A 19,138-nucleotide genomic window follows, 5' to 3' on the forward strand; every position below is an offset into this window, starting at 1 on the left:
CGCGGCAGGGACGAGGAGCAATGACCGAGAACAACGGAACCGAGAAGGCTACCCACCCGGAGTCGACCCCGACGCCCAAGCCCGGCGCCGCCGCACCCTCCCCGAGTTCAGCCCCGGTCCCCACCCCCAGCGAGAGCCCCAAGCCGTCTCCGGCGGCCGCCGCCGCGCCACGGCCCGGCGCCCCTCGCAATAAACCCGAATCCCCCAAACCTCATGCCGTCAAGCCCACGCCCGGCTCGGCACATCCGCATCCCCATCCGGTGGTCGTGCCGTCCGTGAGCGACCCCAGCCAGTGGGGCCGGGTCGACGAGGACGGCACCGCCTGGGTCAAGACCGCCGACGGCGAACGCGTCATCGGGTCCTGGCAGGCCGGTGACACCGCCGAAGGACTGGCCCACTTCGGCCGTCGCTTCGACGATCTGGCCACCGAGGTCGCGCTGCTCGAGGCCAGGCTCGCCGCCGGCACCGACGCCCGCAAGACCAAGACCGCCGCCACCGCGCTTGCCGAGACCTTGCCCACGGCCTCGGTCATCGGCGATCTCGACGGGTTGACCACCCGGCTGCGGGCCATCATCGAACACTCCGACGAGGCGGCCGCGCACGCCAAGGAGGAGAAGGACCGCAGTCGGCACGAGCAAACCGAGCGCAAAGAAACCCTGGCCGCCGAGGCCGAGCAGATCGCCAACGAATCCACGCAGTGGAAGGCCGCCGGGGATCGGCTGCGCGAAATCCTGGACGAGTGGAAGACCATTCGCGGCGTGGACCGCAAGGTCGACGACGCGCTGTGGCGGCGTTTCTCCAAGGCCCGCGAGGCGTTCAACCGCCGGCGCGGGGCCCACTTCGCCGAACTCGATCGCGAACGCGCCACCGCGAAGACCCGCAAGGAAGAACTCTGCGTCCGCGCCGAGGAACTCTCCGGGTCGAACGACTGGCCCGGCACCGCCGCCGTCTTCCGCGACCTGCTCACCGAATGGAAGGCCGCCGGCCGCGCGCCCCGCGAGGCCGACGAACAGCTGTGGCGTCGCTTCAAGGCCGCCCAGGACATCTTCTTCGCCGCCCGCAACTCCGCGGCCACCGAACGCGATCACGAGTTCGAGGAGAACGCCTCCGCCAAGGAACAACTCCTGGCGGCCTACGCACACATCAACCCCGACGCCGACCTCGACGCCGCCCGCAACGGCCTGCGCGAACTGCAGGAGAAGTGGGACGCCCTGGGCAAGGTCCCGCGCGAACGCATGCACGACCTCGAATCGCGCCTGCGCGCCATCGAGAAGAAGGTCCGCGAGGCCGTCGACGCTCAATGGCGTCGCAGCGACCCCGAGGCCATGGCCCGCGCCGCCCAATTCCGCGAGCGCGTCGCCCAATTCGAGGAACAGGCCGCCAAGGCCCAGGCCGCAGGCAAGACCAAGGACGCCGAAAAGGCTCTGGAACAGGCCAAGCAGTGGCGCGAATGGGCCGAAGCCGCCGAAGGCGCGGTCAGCCAGCGCTGAGACTCAGCCCCGGAGAAACGAATCCGGCCCGGCCTGCTCGCAGGCCGGGCCGGTGTTCACGTAACCGCTGAACTTCGACCGCCTCCAGCACCTGAAATTCGGGCCGATAGGTGACGGATTTCGAGGCCTCACAGGCCGATCCGCAGGGTTGGGCGTTCGCGGTTAGGCTCGCGGCATGGCACCGAGTCGGGAAGATCTGATTGCGCATCTGCTCGCCACGGGGATGGCGGGGCGCGTCGCTACCCCTCGGGAGAACAATCTGGCGCATTATTGGCGGCTGGCACAGCAGGATCCGGGGTATACATTCGGGCTGGAGATCGGGCCCGAGTGGGATGCCGACGCGATTTTCGAGTTGATGGTGCGGCGGGTCGGGGTGGATGCGCGGCGGAATCATCGGCGCGGGGTGGACACCATCGATCCGGAACGCACTGTGGCAGCGCTGGATCGGTACGCGGCACGGTTCGACAAGGCGGTGCGGGAGCGCCAGCGGGTGTTGTTCGCGACCGGGCACCCGCAGCGGCTCGGGCCGATGTATCAGCGGTTGGCAGCGGCACTGGCCAAGGCCGGGGGCACGGTGGTAGAGGCGGGCGCGGGAGCCGGGTACGACGATGAAACCCGTTATGGGGCAAAGCGGCTCGTGATCGATTACTTCCTGGGCGTGGGCACGCTCATGGATGCGGGTGGGTCGATCCACACCCATTCGGCGATGCCGATCCGGCTGGCCCTCGATGCCCTACGAAGATCCGGGCGGCCCCTACCGGATCTCGTTGTCGCCGACCACGGTTGGTGCGGGGGTGCGGCGCAGGCGGGGATCGACGCCATCGGCTTCGCGGATTGCAACGATCCTGCTCTGTTCGTCGGTGAGGAGATCGGCGTCGTCGCCGTGGCGGTCCCGCTCGACGACGGCCTCGCACCCGAACGGTACGGGCTGCTCGCGGAATACATTCTCAGCGTGGCATCGTCGAACTGAGATCGCTTCGCGCTCAATACAGTTGAGCAGATTCGGTGATGACCTCGTGGCGGGTCGGGCGGTGCGAGCGGCGGTATTCGCTCGGTGAGACGCCTACTTCGCGGTTGAAGTGGGTGCGGAGGTTGGCGGGGCTGCCCAGGCCACAGCGGTCGGCTACCGCGTCGACGGGGAGGTCGGTGAGTTCCAGGAGTTCCCGGGCGCGGATCAGGCGTTGGGTGAGCAGCCAGCGCAGCGGGGTGGCACCGAGTTCGGCGTGGAAGCGGCGGGCCAAGGTGCGGTCGGACAGGTTGGCGTGGGTGGCCAGGTCCGAAACCGTCAGGGGGCGTTGGAGATTGGTGAGCGCCCAATCGAGGGTGAGCGACAGGCCGGAATCCGAGGGCTGGGCGGGGACCGGGGACTGCAGGTATTGGGCCTGGCCGCCCGCACGATGCGGGGAGACGACCAGGTAGCGGGCGGCGGCGTTGGCGGCCTGCGCGCCGAGGTCCTTGCGGATCAGGTGGATACACAGGTCCAGACCGGCGGTGGTGCCCGCGCTGGTGAGGATGCGGCCGTCGTCGATGTAGAGGACGCCGGGGTCGATCTCGAGGTGGGGATGCCGGGTGCGGAGGGCGTCGATGTGTCGCCAATGAGTGGTCGAGCGGCGGCCGTCGAGCAGGCCCGCGGCGGCCAGCACGAACGCGCCGGTGCACAGGGAGGCGACGCGGGCACCTCGCTCGTAGGCGGCGCGGACGGCCTCCACGAGGTCGGCGGGCGGATCCTCACGAACGCTGGGCGTGGACGGGACGATCACGGTGTCGGCGCTGATCAGGTCGTCGTAGTCGTAGTCGGTCAAGGCCACGAAGGGATCCCGCAGGGTGGCGTGGCGGGTGTCGCGGGGGCCGCAGAGCCGGAAGTCGTACCAGTTGCCGGGGTCGACGCCGAGCGGCGGCTCGGAGAACACCTGGTACGGAATGGCCACCTCGAAGATGGGCATGCCGGGCGCGACTGCGACGGCAAGCGTGCCGGGACCGTTCGAATCCATGACTGCGACCTCTCTCCGCCGACTACGACCTCACTCCGTGCGACAACCACCGCCGCTATCACCAGCAAGCACCTGCACCCAGCAAGCACCTGCGCTCTGACGGTCGACTCCAACCTACCGCCGGGTGGTGTCAGAAATCTAGCGCAGTATGGCATTCCTGCCACTCGTGGCGGGTGCCGCACCCTCGGATAGTCGAAGACATGACCACGACGACCGAACGCACTCCCCCGGTCCCCCAACTCGATTCGGTTCCCGACGCGCGCCGCTGGCGGGTGCTGGCCATTGCGGGAATCGCCCAATACCTCGCGATCCTGGACCTTTTCGCGGTCATCGTCGCTTTCCCCGCGCTACAGCAATCCTTCGGAGGCGCCTCCACCAGCGCGGTGTCGTGGACGTTGAACGCCTACACCATCGTGATGGCCGCGCTGCTGGTTCCGGCCGGTCGGTTCGCCGACGATACCGGCCGCAAACGCGGATTCCTGCTCGGCATCGCACTTTTCGGCCTCGCGTCCATCGCCTGCGGCCTCGCCCCCAACCTGGCGGTCCTCATCGTCGCCCGCATCCTGCAGGCCGCGGCCGCCGCCCTGCTCATCCCGACCGGGCTGGGCCTGGTGCTGCCGGTGTTCCCGAAACGCGAGCACACCACCGTCATGGGCATCTGGACCGCCATCGCCGCGGCGGGCGGAGCCAGCGGACCGGTGATCGGCGGACTGCTGCTGCAGGCCGGATGGCGGTGGATCTTCCTGCTCAATGTGCCGTTCACGGTGGTGGCCTTCGTCTTCGGGCTGCGCATCCTGCCCGATATCCAGCAGCGCGCCAACCGCCGCCTCGATCTGCTCGGCGCGGCCCTCATCCTCGGCGCGACCGCCGCGTTCACCACCGTGTTCGTACAGGCCACCGACTGGGGCTTCACCGCGCCCGCCACCCTGGGCTGCCTGCTCGCGGCCGTCATCCTGACGGGGCTGTTCGTCTGGCACGTGCGCCATCACCCCGACCCGGTAGTGAGCCCGATCGTATTGCGGCACAAGCTGTTCCGCACCGCCACCGTCGGCGTGTTCTGCTACTACCTGGCCTTCGCCGCCATGATCCTGGAGGCGACGCTGTTCATGACCGAGGAATGGCATTACTCGACGCTGCGGGCCAGTCTCGGGGTGGCCGCCATGCCGATCACCTGCCTGCTGCTGTCGCCGTTCTCCGGCCGGTTCGTCGCATTGGTCGGGGCCCGCGCCTCGGCGGCGCTGGGCGGGGCGACCATCGCGCTCGGCTGCGCCTGGTGGGTGTTGGCCAGCAGCTTCTCGGATTCCTATGCGCTGGTGATGATTCCGGGCGCAATCCTCGCCGGGGCGAGTACAGCCCTGCTGCAGCCGCCGCTGTTCGGGGCCTCGACGCTGCTGCCCGCCGACCAGATCTCCCTGGGATCGGGCACGCTGATGATGGCGCGGCAGACCAGTTCCGCGCTCGGCATCGCCATCCTCACCGCGCTGCTGGGGGACGCGGCGACCCGGACCATGACGGAATTCCGGGCGGGCTGGATCTACATGGTGGTCGCGGGCCTGGCGGCCATGGCCGCCGGACTCGCCTACCGGCCGGACCGCGCAGCCTGATCGCACCCGCGTACGAAAAAGGCCCGGCGGCAATCGCATTCGATTGCCGCCGGGCCTTCCCACAGAAACTCAGTCGTCGCCGAACAAGCGGCGGCGCTGCTGCTCGTCGGCCTTCGCGGCGGCCAGGCGGCGCTGCTCCTCGGCGGCCAGGTGCACATTCGTGCGGGCCCACACGACACGGACCCAGTGGAAAGTCAGCACGATGATGGCGATGGTGGCGACGATCAAGCCGATGCCCGGTCCGGCACCGTGATAGTTGCCGATGCCCGGCGTCTGGCGATGCCAGATCGACAGCACGCCGAACACACTGCCGATCGCCGAGCCCGCGACCGCGATCCAGGCCAGCAGCCAGCGGCGGGTGATCAGGGCCAGCATGGAGAAACCGATACCGAAGATCACCACGAACCAGACGAACAGCCGAGACGGCAAGCCGATGTGATCGCCCTGGGCGACGGTGTCGTACAGCAGCACATCGAAGCCGCGGGTCTTACCCGCATGCGGCAGCACCAGCGAGGCCAGCAGCACGAACACCGCACCCGCGACCACCATGGCGCGCACGCCCGGGTCGATCTCCCCGGCGATCTTGCGTTCGACCGCCTCGAGGTCCGCGCGGAACTGCTCGAAGTCCTGATTGTTCTCCGCGGCCTTCATGCTCTCCTCGTTCGCCTCGGTCGGTTCTGCCTGTGCTGCTTGCTCTTCCGGCTGCGCAGGGTTCTCCGGATGCTCCGGCTCGGCATTCTCGCCGGCGCCGGTGGGCTGCTGCTCGGTCATTCCGCTCGCGGTCCTCGCTCACGCACCACGCTCACGCGGTACTGAATTGGTCGGCGGCGTGCGGTCGAAAGTTCCCGGCTACCGGCGAATTCTCACCACACGTACCCCAGGCATCCTGCCCTATGACGCTGCGTAGTTGACAGCGACCCCGCCGTTCCCGGCGTCCTCACCCGCGGCGAGGACGGGACAGGTCCGGGTGGGGCTAGTCGCCGCAGGTGGAACCGCAACCCGCGGCCGCGGCCTCGACCACTACGGGCGCGCCGATGCTGGGCAGGCCCAGGCCGACGCCGATGGGGGCGGTCTTGGGGGTGATGCCGCGCTCGTGGGCGTCGCCGGCGCGGGTGCGGCGGTGGGTCAGCACCTCGCCGTCGGCGATCAGATAGTGCGGGGCCGCGCCGGTGACGTCGACGGTGATGACGTCGCCGGGGCGAATCTCGCTGCCGGGGGCCGGGTTCGGGGTCGGGCGGAAGTGCACCAGGCGGCCGTCGCGGGCGCGGCCGGACATGCGGGCGGTCTTGTCGTTCTTCTTGCCCGCGCCGTCGGCGACCAGCAGCTCGACCGTGGTGCCGAGGAGCGCCTGATTGCCCTCGAGGGAAATCTGTTCCTGCAGTGCGATGAGCCGGTCGTAGCGCTCCTGCACGACCTCCTTGGGCAGCTGATCGGGCATGGTCGCGGCGGGCGTGCCGGGCCGGATCGAGTACTGGAAGGTGAAGGCGCTGGTGAATCGGGCCTGCCGCACCACATCCAGGGTGGCCTGGAAGTCCTCCTCGGTCTCGCCGGGGAAGCCGACGATGATGTCGGTGGTGATGGCGGCGTGCGGCATGGCCGCGCGCACCTTCTCGATGATGCCCAGGAACTTGGCGCTGCGGTAGGAGCGGCGCATGGCCTTGAGCACGCGGTCGGAACCGGACTGCAGCGGCATGTGCAGCTGCGGGCACACATTCGGCGTCGCGGCCATGGCCTCGATGACGTCGTCGGTGAATTCGGCCGGGTGCGGGGAGGTGAAGCGGACCCGTTCGAGGCCCTCGATGGTGCCGGTGGCGCGCAGCAGTTTCGCGAACGCGCCGCGGTCGCGTTCCTCGGTCGGGTCGGCGAAGGAGACGCCGTAGGAGTTCACGTTCTGACCCAGCAGTGTGACCTCGAGCACGCCCTGATCGACCAGCGCCTGCATCTCGGCGAGCACGTCACCGGGACGGCGGTCGACCTCCTTGCCGCGCAGCGCCGGCACGATGCAGAAGGTGCAGGTGTTGTTGCAGCCCACCGAGATCGACACCCAGCCCGCGTAGGCGGACTCGCGCTTGGCGGGCAGCGTCGACGGAAACGCTTCCAGCGCTTCGATGATCTCGACCTGGGCTTCCTCATTGTGGCGGGCCCGCTCCAGCAGCACCGGCAGCGAACCGATGTTGTGGGTGCCGAACACCACGTCCACCCAGGGGGCCTTCTTCACGACGGTGTCGCGATCCTTCTGCGCCAGACAGCCGCCGACCGCGATCTGCATCCCCGGCCGCCCGGCCTTGATCGGCGCGAGATGACCGAGGGTGCCGTACAGCTTGTTGTCGGCGTTCTCGCGGACCGCGCAGGTATTGAAGACGATCAGATCAGCGGTCGCCCCGCTGTCCGCCTTCACGTATCCGGCATCCTCGAGCAGCCCGGAGAGGCGTTCGGAGTCGTGCACGTTCATCTGGCAGCCGAAGGTACGGACCTCATAGGTCCGCGCATCGTCCTGGACTGCCTCATCACGTGCCGAAACCTGCGCCAACGAATTCACCCAACCAGGGTAATGGCTGACCTCGAACGACCCTAAAACGCGTCCAGATCTCGCAGCCGATCCGCAGGCTGTTCCCAGGGTTACGGGAGGATGTCGAATTCCCTCGGCACACCCATGTGCCGACCAAAGGCGAGCAAATCGGGCACGGTGTGGATAGGGTCACTGGTCATGACCGATGCTGCCGATTCCATCAGCACGTCCGCGCCGATGATCTCGATGCGGAATGTGGACAAGCACTTCGGCTCGCTGCACGTGTTGCGTGACATCAATCTCGAGGTGCCCCGGGGGCAGGTCGTGATCGTGGTGGGACCCTCGGGCTCCGGCAAGTCGACGCTGTGCCGAACCATCAACCGGCTCGAAACCATCGACTCCGGCGATATCGCCGTCGACGGAGTCACACTGCCCGCGGAAGGCAAGGCGCTGGCTCAGCTGCGCGCCGACGTGGGCATGGTGTTCCAGTCGTTCAACCTGTTCGCGCACAAGACCATTCTCGAGAACGTGATGCTCGCACCCGTGAAGGTGCGCCGCATCGACAAGAGCAAGGCGCGCGCCCGGGCGCTGGAACTGCTCGACCGGGTCGGCATCGCCAACCAGGCCGACAAGTATCCGGCGCAGCTCTCGGGCGGACAGCAGCAGCGCGTCGCCATCGCGCGGGCGCTGGCCATGGATCCGAAGGTGATGCTCTTCGACGAGCCCACCTCCGCACTCGATCCCGAAATGGTGTCCGAGGTCCTCGATGTCATGGTGCAGCTAGCCAAGGACGGGATGACCATGCTGGTCGTCACGCACGAGATGGGCTTCGCGCGGCGCGCGGGCAATCGCGTGTTGTTCATGGCCGACGGGCAGATCGTCGAGGACACCGAACCCGAATCCTTCTTCACCGCACCGAAATCGGATCGCGCCAGGGACTTCCTGGGCAAGATCCTCTCCCACTGAGAGAACAGGACGTTCGATGAGGATCAACCACGCGATCCGGATCGCCGCCGGAGTGGCTGCCCTGGCGCTCACCGTCACCGCCTGCGGCGGCAGCAGCAACAAGACCGCCACCCAGCACGCCGCCGACGGCAAGCTCACCATCGGCATCAAGTACGACCAGCCGGGTCTGGGGCTGCAGAACAAGGACGGCAGCTTCAGCGGCTTCGACGTCGACGTGGCCAAGTACGTGGCCGACAAGATGGGCGTGAAGCCGGAGAACATCACCTTCAAGGAATCGCCGTCGGCGCAGCGCGAGACGCTGATCCAGAACGGGCAGGTCGACTTCATCGTCGCCACCTACTCGATCACCGATGCGCGCAAGGAGAAGGTCGACTTCGCCGGGCCGTACTTCCTGACCGGGCAGTCGCTGCTGGTGCGGTCGGACAATACCGATATCACCGGGCCGGATTCGCTCAACGGCAACAAGAAGCTGTGCTCGGTGAAGGGCTCGACTCCCGCGCAGAACATCAAGGACAAGTACGTGTCCGCGCACGAGGTGCAGCTGCAGACCTACGACACCTACTCGCTGTGCGTGGAGGCGCTGAAGTCCGGCGCGGTCGACGCGGTCACCACCGACGACATCATCCTGCGCGGTTACGCGGCGCAGTCGCCGGGCGCGCTCAAGGTGGTCGGCAACCAGTTCACCGTCGAGAAGTACGGCATCGGCGTGAAGAAGGGCGACACCGAATCGCGCGGCAAGATCAACGACGCTATCGACGCCATGATCTCCTCGGGTGCGTGGAAGGCGGCGCTGGAGAAGGAATTCGGCTCCACCGGCTACCAGGTCCCGGATGCGCCGAAGGTCGACCGGTACTGATTCGCGACGCGTGCCGGGGTGATTTCCCGCTGAAATCCCCCGGCACGCTTCGTTTTCCGATCGGAGGGATGGGGCAGTCGTGTTCGACTTGATCTCCAACTATCACACCAAACTGCTCGATGCGTTCTGGGTGACCATCAAACTCACGCTGTACTCGGGATTCTGGGCGTTGATCCTCGGCACCCTGATCACGGCCATGCGGGTGTCACCGATTCCGATCGCCCGCGCGATCGGGACGCTCTACGTCAACATCATTCGCAATACGCCGCTGACGCTGATCATCGTGTTCTGCTCGATCGGCCTGTACTCGACGCTGGGGCTGCGGCTCGCGGCGGAGGGTCCGGACAGTATCTCGGAGAACAACTTTCGCTTCGCCATCATCGGATTGAGCGTCTACACGGCGGCTTTCGTGTGCGAATCGCTGCGCTCGGGCATCAATACGGTGCCGTTCGGGCAGTCGGAGGCGGGGCGGTCGCTCGGGTTCACCTTCGGGCAGAATCTGCGTTATGTGGTGCTGCCGCAGGCGTTTCGGGCGGTGATCGCGCCGCTGGGCAGTGTGCTCATCGCGCTCACCAAGAACTCCACCATCGCCTCGGCCATCGGTGTGGGTGAAGCCGCGCTGCTCATGGCGGAGATGAACGAGAACGAGGCGGCGGTGCTGAACATCGGTGCGATCTTCGCGCTCGGGTTCGTGATCCTGACCCTGCCGACCGGCCTGTTCTTCGGGTGGCTGGCCAAGCGATATGAGGTGGCGCGATGACGGCGACACTGTTCTCGAGAACGGCAACAGCGTCTGTGCTCTACGACGCGCCGGGACCCCGCGCGCGGCTGCGGTATCGCATCTACTCCGTGATCGCGGTCCTGCTGGCAGCGGTCGCGGCGTGGTTCGTGATCAAAGGGCTCGCCGACAAGGGGCAATTCAGCTCCGAGAAGTGGAAGCCGTTCACCGACGCCGAAGTGTGGAAGACCTACCTGCTGCCGGGTCTGCGCGGCACGCTGGAGGCGGCGGCGCTGTCGATCGTGCTGGCGCTGGTACTGGGCATGGTGTTCGGCATTCTGCGGATGTCGGATCATCGAGTGGTCCGGTGGGTCGCGGGAGCCATCGTGGAAGTCTCGCGGGCCATTCCCGTGCTGGTTCTGATGATCTTCCTGTTCAATCTCTTCGCCCAGAACAATATTTTCCCCTCCGACCAGCTGGCGCTGGCGGCCGTCGTACTGGCCTTGACCATCTACAACGGATCGGTCATCGCCGAGATCGTGCGCTCGGGCATCAAATCGATACCCAAGGGACAATCCGAGGCCGCGATCGCGCTGGGGATGCGCAAGACGCAGATGATGGTCACCATCCTGCTCCCGCAGGCGATCACCGCCATGCTGCCCGCATTGATCTCGCAGATGGTGGTGGCGCTCAAAGACTCGGCGCTGGGTTATCAGATCACCTACCTGGAGATCGTCCGCAAGGGCACGCAACTCGGTGCGGCCGAACAGAATCCGATTCCCTCGCTGATCGTGGTGGCGGTCATCATGATCGCCCTCAACTACGCGCTGACCATGATCGCCACCTTCGTGGAGAAGTGGCTGCGCACCCGCAAGCGGGGCGGCGGGACCGCGCTGCCCGCGGGTACGGTCGCCGCGCCCCCGGGCATGGACATCGTCATGACGGGCCAAACCAACGGCGGGATGGGGTCACAGGCAATGTGACCGCGCGACCGGTTCGGGAGCCGCGACTCCCGAACCGGGACCGGGCATTCCAAGAATGCTGCACGACCCGCAGACAATTCTCATGTCCACCTCGCATACTGAATTTCATGAACGAAGACGACAGCGCTCGAAGAGAATTCGTCTTCGGGCTTTTCCTCATCACCGTCCTCACCCCACTGGCCGCCGGCCTCACCGCCTTCGCCGCCGCCCTCGGCGCAGTCCGCGCCGCCGCGGGCCTGGCCCGCCTGCGCGAGGGCAGCCGCCGCACCACACCGCCCGACGGCGCCGCACCCGCCGCCCACATGGCCGCCTCACGCCCCCGCCGCCCCATCGGCCACCGCCACACCCGCCGAGCCCTCTCCACCCGCCGGCCAGGCGGTGTCCTGCACTGATTCCCCGGCAGCTACCTGACCAGGCGAGCACCCGACGGACCCTGGCGAGCGGCCTTTCCCCTACTCCTGGTAGCTCAGCGCTACTACCGCCACCGCTACCTCCGTGCGTTGAAAGACCTCTCACCGTGTACGCAGCAGGGCTGACAATCAGAGCGAGGCGAGATCGTGGGCGCGGGCGAACGCGTCGGACCATTCCGGATCCTCATGGTGGCGTTCGTAGGCTCGCAACAACCTGTTCCGCAACGATTTCCGGCCGATCCACGCACGTACCTCGGGGGCCAAGCGGCCGGAGAACGGGGCGCCGTTGACGAACTCGGCGAGATGGCGGTCGGCGGCCTCGCCGTGCGTGGAATCCCAGACCGTCAGAAATCCGTCCACGGGTACGGTCGCGGTCGCGACAGCCGCGAGGAAATCCGCAGGATCGGTGAAAGCGCCTATTCGGGACGGGAATTCCGACAGCAGCGCCAGCCATATCGCATCGATGACCGTGTCCACCGCCAGCCGCTCCGGTGGCGGCCACGACAGCCAATCCTGCTGTGCCAGCTTGCCCAGGACGATGCCGCCGTCGAGCTCGTCGGTGGTCACGAGGCGCTCGAACAACAGGGGTAGGAAGGCTTTGACGTCCGAAATGTCGCCGACGGTATTGCCGAGTTTGAGGCTCAACCAGAACAGATCGACCTCCGCTACCCGCACCGGCGGACCGCAATGCGGGCATCGTTGCAGGACCGGGCGCTGCGGATAGTGTTCGAATGCCGACGCGAGACCCCGTAGTGCGGCGGCGATCTCCTCGGTCATCCCCCGATTCTGTCAGGGGGCAACTATCGCCGATCCGCGAGCTCGGTCTGCACCACGGAGTAGGCGATGGACGGGGAGAAACCGCGGCGGGCGAGAAGGCCGACGAGACGGTTCATCGCTTTGGCGTGGTCCAGATTTTGGGGCAGGGTGCGGAGTTTGGCGCGGACCAGCTCGGTGGCGCGGGACTGCTCATCGTCCTCGGAGTGGTCGTCCGCGATGTCGGCCACGCCTGTATCGCGACCGTCGGGACTGTCACCGCTGCCCTCGGGACTACCGACTGGACCGGTGTCATGACTGGGAGTGGAACTCGAACGGCGAGTCAGGGATGAGTTCGTGCGCACGGAGGGCGGTTGGTCGTGATCGGCAGACTCGGCTGTTCGGAGTGCGGCTGCCGCTTCGAGTTCCGCCGACACCACGCGGTAGGCGATGCCCGCGTTGAAGCCGCGGCGGGCGAGTAGGCCGACCAGGCGGCGGGTGGCGGTGTCGCGGTCGAGAGTCGGGGAGAGGGTACGGAGCTTGGCACGGACCAGGTCGGCGGCAGAATCGGTGTCGTCAGAGGCGAATTCGCGTCGCTTCACGGCGTGGGTCGACTGCCGAGAACGGCCGGATGAGAGCGCGGGGCCGGATGCGTGTTCACCGTCGAGCAGCTCGTCCTGGGCCGGGTTCTGGCGGCGCTCCGCGGCGGCGGCGAGTTCGGCGGTGGCGACGGCATAGGCGGTGCCGGGGGTGTAGCCGCGGCGGGCGAGCAGGCCGGCGAGGCGGCTGATTACCTTGTCGCGGTCGAGGTCCGGGGCGAGAGTGGCCAGTTTTCGGCGAGCCAGCTCGGCGGCGCGGGCGGCTTCGGCTTCGGGAGTGATCGCCTCGAGAGCCGGTTCGGCGTCCTCCGGGGCGATGCCCTTGCGGCGCAGCTCCTCGGCAAGCACCTTCTTGCCCTTACCCGAGTACGTGTGCCGCGAATGCACCCACTGCTGCGCGAACGCCGCATCATCGACGAGCCCCACCTCGGCAAGCCGATCCAGCGCCCGCTTCGCCACCGCGGCCGCGAACCCCTTGTCCGCCAACCGGTCTGCCATCTCGGCCCGGCTCCGCGCCCGATCCGCCAACATCCGCAAACAAACTTCCTTCGCCTGCGCCTCGGTCCCCCCACCAATCACCCCGGCGGGCTGCGCCTCCTCCCCCGACCCACCCCGCCCCCGCCGCCCACCCCGACGACCTCGTCGCTCCCCCGAATCCCCGGCAGCATCAGCGTTTTCGTCGAGCGAACGGTGGTCGCCACCGTACTTACGACCGCCGCCACCGTAGGCGCGACCGCGCGATCGACGCACACCATCCCTATCCCGGGATTCGACGCCCTCACCGACTGAGGCGCGATCCTCCCCATCCCGCACATACCGACCTCGACGAGTTTCCCGCCGTGAGGTCTCGGTGGCGCCGTCGTCGAACCCGCCCTCGTCCGAATAGTCCCCCACCACCTTCGAATTCACGTCGCCCAGGCCACTGCTGCGGCGAGCGCGCGGAGCGATATCGTCCGTGACCGCACTCGGCTCGCGATCGGCCGAATCCAAGTCATGCCCGCGACGAAGGTCTGTCGTGCGATTGGTCTGTCGACCACGCCGATTCACACCCGGCGCAACCTCGTCCTCCGCGTGGGCGAGTTCGGCGGACCCCCGTTGGATCGCTACCGAGTCCGACACCCGCGCCCTGCGGCGGCCACGTGTCTCCGAATTCTGTGCATCTCCAGCAGCTTTCGCCGCTGCGGTCGCTTCGGCCAGGGCCGCCCGAGCCGCCCGCAACTTCTCCTCGCGACTGGCGGTGGGAGAAATCGGCGTGATGCCCGGATGATCCGTGGTCGGCGCGGGGCCCGTGCCGCCGTCGCCGGGGGCAGTGGGCGCTTCCTCTCGCCACTGCCCCGGCGTGCGGCGTTGCCCGGTGGGCGAACGGCGGTGGGGGCGGGAAGGGTTCGGGGCGGGTGTGTCACCGGCGGGTTCGAGGTCGTGATCAGCGTCGGGAGACTCCGGGCCCGCATCGTCGGAGCTGGCGCGGCGCGGGGACTGGGGGGCCGGGGCTGGCGTTTCGTCAGTGGTTCGCCAGGTGGAGCGCTGGTAGTCCGCCGAATTGTCTTCGGGGGCAGGCTGGTAGGAGGCGGGACCGCCGGTGGGGCCGTAGTTCCAGCCGGTGCCGGAGGCGTAAGGGTCGGTGGAGTCGCGGCCGAAGAGGTCGTGGCTCTGGGCGGGAGCCGAAGTCCGGGACGTGCGCGGGGCGCGGTTGGCGGCGCGGGTGTTGGTGGCTTCCAGTTGGCGGCGGAGGCGTTCTACTGCGTCCAGGCGGGGGGTGGGCCCCGGCGAGTCAGGCCGGGGCCCTTCGGAATCCCGAGGGGTCATCGATCAGAAGTCGGCGGCTGCGGCCTCGGTGGCGGTGACGTCGGCGCCGATGCCGAGCTTCTCCTTGATCTTCTTCTCGACCTCGTCGCGGACGTCGGTGTTCTCCAGCAGGAACTTACGGGCGTTCTCCTTGCCCTGGCCGAGCTGGTCGCCCTCGTAGGTGTACCAGGAGCCGGACTTGCGGATGAAGCCGTGCTCGACACCCATATCGATGATCGAGCCCTCCTTGGAGATGCCGACACCGTAGAGAATGTCGAACTCGGCCTGCTTGAACGGCGGCGCGACCTTGTTCTTGACGACCTTCACTCGGGTGCGGTTACCGACCGCGTCGGTGCCGTCCTTCAGGGTCTCGATGCGGCGGACGTCCAGGCGGACCGAGGCGTAGAACTTCAGCGCCTTACCACCGGTGGTGGTCTCCGGCGAACCGAACATGACGCCGATCTTCTCGCGCAGCTGGTTGATGAAGATGGCGGTGGTACCCGAATTGTTCAGGGCCGAGGTCATCTTGCGCAGCGCCTGGCTCATCAGTCGCGCCTGCAGACCGACGTGGCTGTCACCCATCTCGCCCTCGATCTCGGCGCGCGGCACCAGGGCGGCCACGGAGTCGATGACGATGATGTCGATGGCGCCGGAACGCACCAGCATGTCGGCGATTTCGAGGGCCTGCTCACCGGTGTCCGGCTGCGAGACCAGCAGCGCGTCGGTGTCGACACCGAGCTTGCGGGCGTACTCGGGATCCAGCGCGTGCTCGGCGTCGATGAAGGCGGCGACACCGCCGGCGGCCTGGGCATTGGCCACCGCGTGCAGGGCGACCGTGGTCTTACCCGAGGATTCCGGGCCGTAGACCTCGACGATGCGGCCACGCGGCAGGCCACCGATACCGAGGGCGACATCCAGCGCGATGGACCCGGTCGGGATCACCGAGATCGGCTGGCGCTGCTCCTCTCCCAGACGCATGAGCGCGCCCTTGCCGAAGCTCTTCTCGACCTGGGCCATTGCCAGTTCGAGGGCCTTGTCACGGTCGAAAGCCGCTGGTGCCATCGTCAGTTCCCCTTCTCAACGGGTGTGTCTCATGCTGTGGTTGGCGCCCACGTTAGAGGGAGGCACCGACAAGTTCCGACGCCGAGCTTAGACGAACAGATGTTCGACGCAAGCGACGCGCTGAACGACACGCTAAAGACCTGGCGACACACGGCAGGCAATCACCCAGCAACCGATCGGCGCGAAAGTTCAGGGCGCGACCGCGATCTTGCGGGCGTCGATCAAGCTCTGCGACTGCTTGAAGATGCGCAAGGCGGGGGTCACCTCGACATCGTTGATCCCCGGCAGCGCACCCAGCCGTTCGGTGACGAACCGGTAGAGATGGGCGTTGTCGCGGCAGACCACCGAAGCCGTCATGTTCGCCGAGCCGGTGATCGCGGCCAGATACGCCACCTCGGGATACTGGGAGATCGTCAACCCCACTTCCTCGAGATGCGCCGGGTGCACCTTCATCCACAGCAGCGCGCGCGAGGTGTAACCCATGAGCTCCAGGGCGAAGTCGAGGTCGAAGTACAGCACGCCCGACTCCATCAACTCGCTCATCCGCCGCGCCACCCGGGTCGCGCTCCACCCCGTGGCGGCAGCCAGCTGCGCGTAGGGCGCGCGGCCGTCGCGGGCCAGAATCGCCAGCATCGCCTCGTCCTCCCGCGAGAGGGTGACCGGCAATTCCGGCCCCAGCGGATCCCACATGGGCGGGCGCGGACCGAGTTCCGCCAGTTGGTCAGAGGTCAGCAGGCGGCCGTAGCGCGGCCACTCCTCGCTGAACGGGAACTGCCGCAGCACCTCGAAGACGTTCAGCCCGAGCACGGGGGTGGCGCGCGGAATCATGCGCAGCAGCAACTCGTCCCGGCGTTGGATCGATCGTGTCCGCCCCACGCACATCACGTCGAAGCCGGTGGTCAGCAGCGCCACCCAGCTCAATTCCGGTACCCGAGCCAGGGATTCGGCCAGCGCCACCGCCTTGGCAGGCGTCGAGGTGATGCGCATGATCCAGCGGGGTTGACCGAGCGGCTGGGTATTCACCTGTCCCGCCACATGGATCACGCCCCGCGCGACCAGCGACCGATACCGCCGCGCCACCGTCTGCTCGGAGACCCCGAGGATCGCCCCCAGCCGCGCGAACGGGATCCGCGCGTCACTGACCAGGCCGTGCACGATCTGCTTGTCGAGGAAATCCAGGACGGAGGAATCTTCCAGGTCGGCGTCGATCATCGGAGGATTACCCGCACTTTCTGGAGATCACTAGGTAGATACCAGCGATTCTCGCATGATTCGAGTCGAAATCGTTCATCCTTCCGGAGGTTCCCATGCGGAAATGGCTACCGCTGTTCGCGGCCTGCCTGGGCTCGTTCATGCTGCTCATCGACGTGACCATCGTGAATGTCGCGCTGCCCGACATCGCCGCGGATCTCGGCACCGGCCTGTCCGGATTGCAGTGGGTCATCGACGGCTACGCCCTGGCGCTGGCCGCCCTACTACTCATGCTCGGCTCGCTGGCAGACCGCTTCGGCGCGAAACCCACCTATCTGATCGGCCTGGCCCTGTTCGCGATCGCCAGCCTCGGGTGCGGGGTCGCCGGATCGGCGGGCGTACTGGTGGCGGCGCGCGCTGCGCAGGGCATCGGCGGCGCGGCCATGCTGGCCACCACGCTGTCGCTGCTGCACGCCACGTACACCGGCCGCGATCGCGGGATCGCCTTCAGCGCTTGGGGTGCGGTGTCGGGTGCGGCCGCCGGTGTCGGCGTGGTGCTGGGCGGAGTGCTCACCGATCTGCTGTCGTGGCGGTGGATCTTCTTCGTCAACCTGCCGATCGCCGCGGTGGCGATCACCTTGTCCGCCATCGCTTTCGGGCCTTCGACACGGCGCACGGACCGGCGGATCGACTTCGGCGGCATGCTGAGCTTCACCGTCGCCGCGACGGCCGCGACCTACGGTGTCATCCGGGCGGGTGAGCACGGCTGGGGCGATCGCGGAGCGGCGCTGGCACTGGCCGGTGGCGCGGCCGCGCTGGTGGTGTTCGTCCTCATCGAATCCAACAGTGCCGCACCGATGTTGCCGCTGCCGCTGCTGCGCAGCGCGGGCTTTACCGCCACGCTGATCGCCGCCGCCGGAATGAGTTTCGCGGCGTTCTCGACGAGTCCGCTGCTGTCGCTGTGGCTGCAGCAGTACCTGCACCTGACGCCGCTGCGAGCGGGACTGTCGATGCTGCCGATGTCGGTGTGCGCGTTCCTGGTCTCGGGCATCTTCGGCAGGACGCTGCATGATGTCGCACCGAAGTGGACGATCGGCGGCGGCCTGGCCACCATCGGTACGGGCAGCGCACTGCTGACCCTCATCGACACCGGATCCTCGTGGACCGCAACAATTCCCGGCTACCTGGTGATCGGCGCCGGTGTCGGCATCATGGCCCGCCGCTGGTGGCGGTGGGCATGGCGGCCGTCCCGCCGCAGCAGAGCGGCACCGCGGCCGGTGCGATCAACACCGCCCGGCAACTGGGCCTGGCGCTGGGGGTCGCGGTCCTGGGCACCGTCTTCCGCAACGCGGGCACCAGCAGCGCCCCTGGCCACGCCTTCGTAGACGGCCTGAACTCCGCGACGATCACGGCGGGCACCGCCGGAGTGCTCGCAGGCGCACTGGTCTTCGCTCTCTACACCCGTGCCGCGCGCACCCAGGCGATGACCGTCTCCATCGACGCCCCGCCGGAGCCTGCCCACGTCGCCTGACCCAGCTCGAATCCAAGCGCCCGTCGTGTCGTCCGCTTTGGCCGGAATCCACGCTCCTCGTTGTGGATTCCGGCCAATGACATGCCAGACCATCACCACGGGGCCAGGTCATCGCGACGAGCCCGTTACCCGGCGGGCTGCTCGCTCCCGAATGGCAGCACCAAAGTCAGGGAGTACTCACTGCGGGGATTCGGACGAATTTCCGCAGTGAGTACTCCCTGACCTTGTTCTACTGCAAGGGCAAGGGGGCGTCGGACTCTTCGGGGGTGCGGGGGCCGAAGATGCGGCGGTCACCCTCGGGGATGGGGGTGTCGTTGATGCTGGCTTCGCGGCGGGACATGCGGCCGTCGGGGGCGAATTCCCAGAGTTCGTTGCCGTAGCTGCGGTACCACTGGCCGGATTCGTCGTGCCATTCGTATTGGAAGCGGACGGCCATGCGGTTGTTGCGGAAGCCCCAGAGTTCCTTGCGCAGGGCGTAGCCGTTCTCGGTGGACCATTTGCGCTTCAGGAAGTCGATGATCTCGGCGTGGCCGGTGATGAACTCGTCGCGGTTGCGCCACACGCAATCCTCGGTGTACGCCTGGGCGACGGTTTCGGGATCGCGGGTGTTCCAGGCATTTTCGGCGGCGCGGACCTTGGCTTCGGCGGATTCCATGTCGACGAAGGGTGGGAGCGGTGGACGCATGAATG

General features: G+C 67.6%; 17 protein-coding genes and 1 pseudogene. 9 read left to right on the top strand and 9 right to left on the bottom strand.

Annotated features, from left to right (window positions below; all coding sequences use genetic code 11):
* Positions 1-20: 20 nt before the first annotated feature.
* Positions 21-1,490 (top strand): DUF349 domain-containing protein, encoded by a 1,470-nt coding sequence (locus ACFXHA_RS12035; RefSeq protein WP_379355710.1) that lies wholly within the window; start codon positions 21-23, stop codon positions 1,488-1,490.
* Positions 1,491-1,665: 175 nt separating this feature from the next.
* Entirely contained in the window at positions 1,666-2,460 is a 795-nt protein-coding gene (locus ACFXHA_RS12040) for a phosphatase (RefSeq protein ID WP_379355712.1), read from the top strand.
* A 13-nt stretch (positions 2,461-2,473) separates the two neighbouring features.
* On the opposite strand, the gene ACFXHA_RS12045 is transcribed toward ACFXHA_RS12040, so the two are convergent.
* Complete coding sequence (locus ACFXHA_RS12045; RefSeq protein ID WP_379355714.1) at positions 2,474-3,481, bottom strand: GlxA family transcriptional regulator; 1,008 nt, start codon at positions 3,479-3,481, stop codon at positions 2,474-2,476.
* 200 nt (positions 3,482-3,681) lie between these two features.
* Between ACFXHA_RS12045 and ACFXHA_RS12050 the strand changes: the two genes are divergently transcribed.
* Complete coding sequence (locus ACFXHA_RS12050; protein ID WP_379355716.1) at positions 3,682-5,085, top strand: MFS transporter; 1,404 nt, start codon at positions 3,682-3,684, stop codon at positions 5,083-5,085.
* A gap of 69 nt (positions 5,086-5,154) precedes the next feature.
* On the opposite strand, the gene ACFXHA_RS12055 is transcribed toward ACFXHA_RS12050, so the two are convergent.
* Positions 5,155-5,736 (bottom strand): hypothetical protein, encoded by a 582-nt coding sequence (locus tag ACFXHA_RS12055; RefSeq protein WP_379356649.1) that lies wholly within the window; start codon positions 5,734-5,736, stop codon positions 5,155-5,157.
* 322 nt (positions 5,737-6,058) lie between these two features.
* Positions 6,059-7,615 (bottom strand): tRNA (N6-isopentenyl adenosine(37)-C2)-methylthiotransferase MiaB, encoded by a 1,557-nt coding sequence (gene miaB, locus ACFXHA_RS12060; RefSeq protein WP_379356651.1) that lies wholly within the window; start codon positions 7,613-7,615, stop codon positions 6,059-6,061.
* Between the two features lie 216 nt (positions 7,616-7,831).
* On the opposite strand from miaB, the gene ACFXHA_RS12065 reads away from it, so the two are divergent.
* The 5 genes from ACFXHA_RS12065 (at position 7,832) to ACFXHA_RS12085 (ending at position 11,509) form a co-directional block, all read left to right on the top strand.
* A complete protein-coding gene (locus ACFXHA_RS12065; protein WP_379356653.1) occupies positions 7,832-8,560 on the top strand; it encodes an amino acid ABC transporter ATP-binding protein in 729 nt (242 codons plus the stop codon).
* Between the two features lie 16 nt (positions 8,561-8,576).
* Positions 8,577-9,416, top strand: coding sequence for a glutamate ABC transporter substrate-binding protein (locus ACFXHA_RS12070; protein WP_379355718.1), 840 nt, complete (start codon positions 8,577-8,579; stop codon positions 9,414-9,416).
* A gap of 79 nt (positions 9,417-9,495) precedes the next feature.
* Entirely contained in the window at positions 9,496-10,176 is a 681-nt protein-coding gene (locus ACFXHA_RS12075; protein WP_379355720.1) for an amino acid ABC transporter permease, read from the top strand.
* Positions 10,173-11,117 carry an amino acid ABC transporter permease gene (locus tag ACFXHA_RS12080; RefSeq protein WP_379355722.1) on the top strand — a complete coding sequence of 315 codons (945 nt, stop codon included), beginning with the start codon at positions 10,173-10,175 and terminating at the stop codon, positions 11,115-11,117. Before ACFXHA_RS12075 ends, ACFXHA_RS12080 begins: the two co-directional genes overlap by 4 nt.
* Before the next feature lie 107 nt (positions 11,118-11,224).
* Positions 11,225-11,509, top strand: coding sequence for a hypothetical protein (locus ACFXHA_RS12085; protein WP_379355724.1), 285 nt, complete (start codon positions 11,225-11,227; stop codon positions 11,507-11,509).
* 147 nt (positions 11,510-11,656) lie between these two features.
* Here the strand turns inward: ACFXHA_RS12085 and ACFXHA_RS12090 are convergent, their stop codons facing one another.
* From ACFXHA_RS12090 to ACFXHA_RS12110, 5 genes and pseudogenes are all read right to left on the bottom strand, one after another.
* Complete coding sequence (locus ACFXHA_RS12090) at positions 11,657-12,304, bottom strand: hypothetical protein (protein ID WP_379355726.1); 648 nt, start codon at positions 12,302-12,304, stop codon at positions 11,657-11,659.
* Positions 12,305-12,327: 23 nt separating this feature from the next.
* Positions 12,328-12,882 (bottom strand): hypothetical protein, encoded by a 555-nt coding sequence (locus ACFXHA_RS12095; protein ID WP_379356655.1) that lies wholly within the window; start codon positions 12,880-12,882, stop codon positions 12,328-12,330.
* Positions 12,883-12,984: 102 nt separating this feature from the next.
* Positions 12,985-13,458: pseudogene (locus ACFXHA_RS12100) on the bottom strand (regulatory protein RecX); the annotation flags it as partial.
* Between the two features lie 1,230 nt (positions 13,459-14,688).
* A complete protein-coding gene (recA, locus tag ACFXHA_RS12105) occupies positions 14,689-15,726 on the bottom strand; it encodes a recombinase RecA (protein WP_379355728.1) in 1,038 nt (345 codons plus the stop codon).
* A 189-nt stretch (positions 15,727-15,915) separates the two neighbouring features.
* Positions 15,916-16,938 (bottom strand): Lrp/AsnC family transcriptional regulator, encoded by a 1,023-nt coding sequence (locus ACFXHA_RS12110; RefSeq protein ID WP_379355730.1) that lies wholly within the window; start codon positions 16,936-16,938, stop codon positions 15,916-15,918.
* 95 nt (positions 16,939-17,033) lie between these two features.
* Between ACFXHA_RS12110 and ACFXHA_RS12115 the strand changes: the two genes are divergently transcribed.
* Entirely contained in the window at positions 17,034-18,302 is a 1,269-nt protein-coding gene (locus ACFXHA_RS12115; RefSeq protein ID WP_379355732.1) for an MFS transporter, read from the top strand.
* 375 nt (positions 18,303-18,677) lie between these two features.
* Here the strand turns inward: ACFXHA_RS12115 and ACFXHA_RS12120 are convergent, their stop codons facing one another.
* Complete coding sequence (locus ACFXHA_RS12120) at positions 18,678-19,133, bottom strand: nuclear transport factor 2 family protein (RefSeq protein WP_379355734.1); 456 nt, start codon at positions 19,131-19,133, stop codon at positions 18,678-18,680.
* Positions 19,134-19,138 lie beyond the last annotated feature (5 nt).

Origin of the sequence: Nocardia sp. NPDC059240 (assembly GCF_042753865.1) — a bacterium.
Taxonomy (GTDB): Bacteria; Actinomycetota; Actinomycetes; order Mycobacteriales; family Mycobacteriaceae; genus Nocardia.

Bases quoted from the DNA above. Each gene is read 5' to 3' on its own strand.
- ACFXHA_RS12080 (WP_379355722.1), top strand. From the start codon at position 10,173: ATGACGGCGACACTGTTCTCGAGAACGGCAACAGCGTCTGTGCTCTAC.
- ACFXHA_RS12055 (WP_379356649.1), bottom strand. From the start codon at position 5,736: ATGAAGGCCGCGGAGAACAATCAGGACTTCGAGCAGTTCCGCGCGGAC.
- ACFXHA_RS12045 (WP_379355714.1), bottom strand. From the start codon at position 3,481: ATGGATTCGAACGGTCCCGGCACGCTTGCCGTCGCAGTCGCGCCCGGC.
- ACFXHA_RS12085 (WP_379355724.1), top strand. From the start codon at position 11,225: ATGAACGAAGACGACAGCGCTCGAAGAGAATTCGTCTTCGGGCTTTTC.
- ACFXHA_RS12065 (WP_379356653.1), top strand. From the start codon at position 7,832: ATGATCTCGATGCGGAATGTGGACAAGCACTTCGGCTCGCTGCACGTG.
- ACFXHA_RS12050 (WP_379355716.1), top strand. From the start codon at position 3,682: ATGACCACGACGACCGAACGCACTCCCCCGGTCCCCCAACTCGATTCG.
- ACFXHA_RS12035 (WP_379355710.1), top strand. From the start codon at position 21: ATGACCGAGAACAACGGAACCGAGAAGGCTACCCACCCGGAGTCGACC.
- ACFXHA_RS12090 (WP_379355726.1), bottom strand. From the start codon at position 12,304: ATGACCGAGGAGATCGCCGCCGCACTACGGGGTCTCGCGTCGGCATTC.
- ACFXHA_RS12110 (WP_379355730.1), bottom strand. From the start codon at position 16,938: ATGATCGACGCCGACCTGGAAGATTCCTCCGTCCTGGATTTCCTCGAC.
- ACFXHA_RS12115 (WP_379355732.1), top strand. From the start codon at position 17,034: ATGCGGAAATGGCTACCGCTGTTCGCGGCCTGCCTGGGCTCGTTCATG.
- ACFXHA_RS12070 (WP_379355718.1), top strand. From the start codon at position 8,577: ATGAGGATCAACCACGCGATCCGGATCGCCGCCGGAGTGGCTGCCCTG.
- recA (WP_379355728.1), bottom strand. From the start codon at position 15,726: ATGGCACCAGCGGCTTTCGACCGTGACAAGGCCCTCGAACTGGCAATG.
- ACFXHA_RS12120 (WP_379355734.1), bottom strand. From the start codon at position 19,133: ATGCGTCCACCGCTCCCACCCTTCGTCGACATGGAATCCGCCGAAGCC.
- ACFXHA_RS12040 (WP_379355712.1), top strand. From the start codon at position 1,666: ATGGCACCGAGTCGGGAAGATCTGATTGCGCATCTGCTCGCCACGGGG.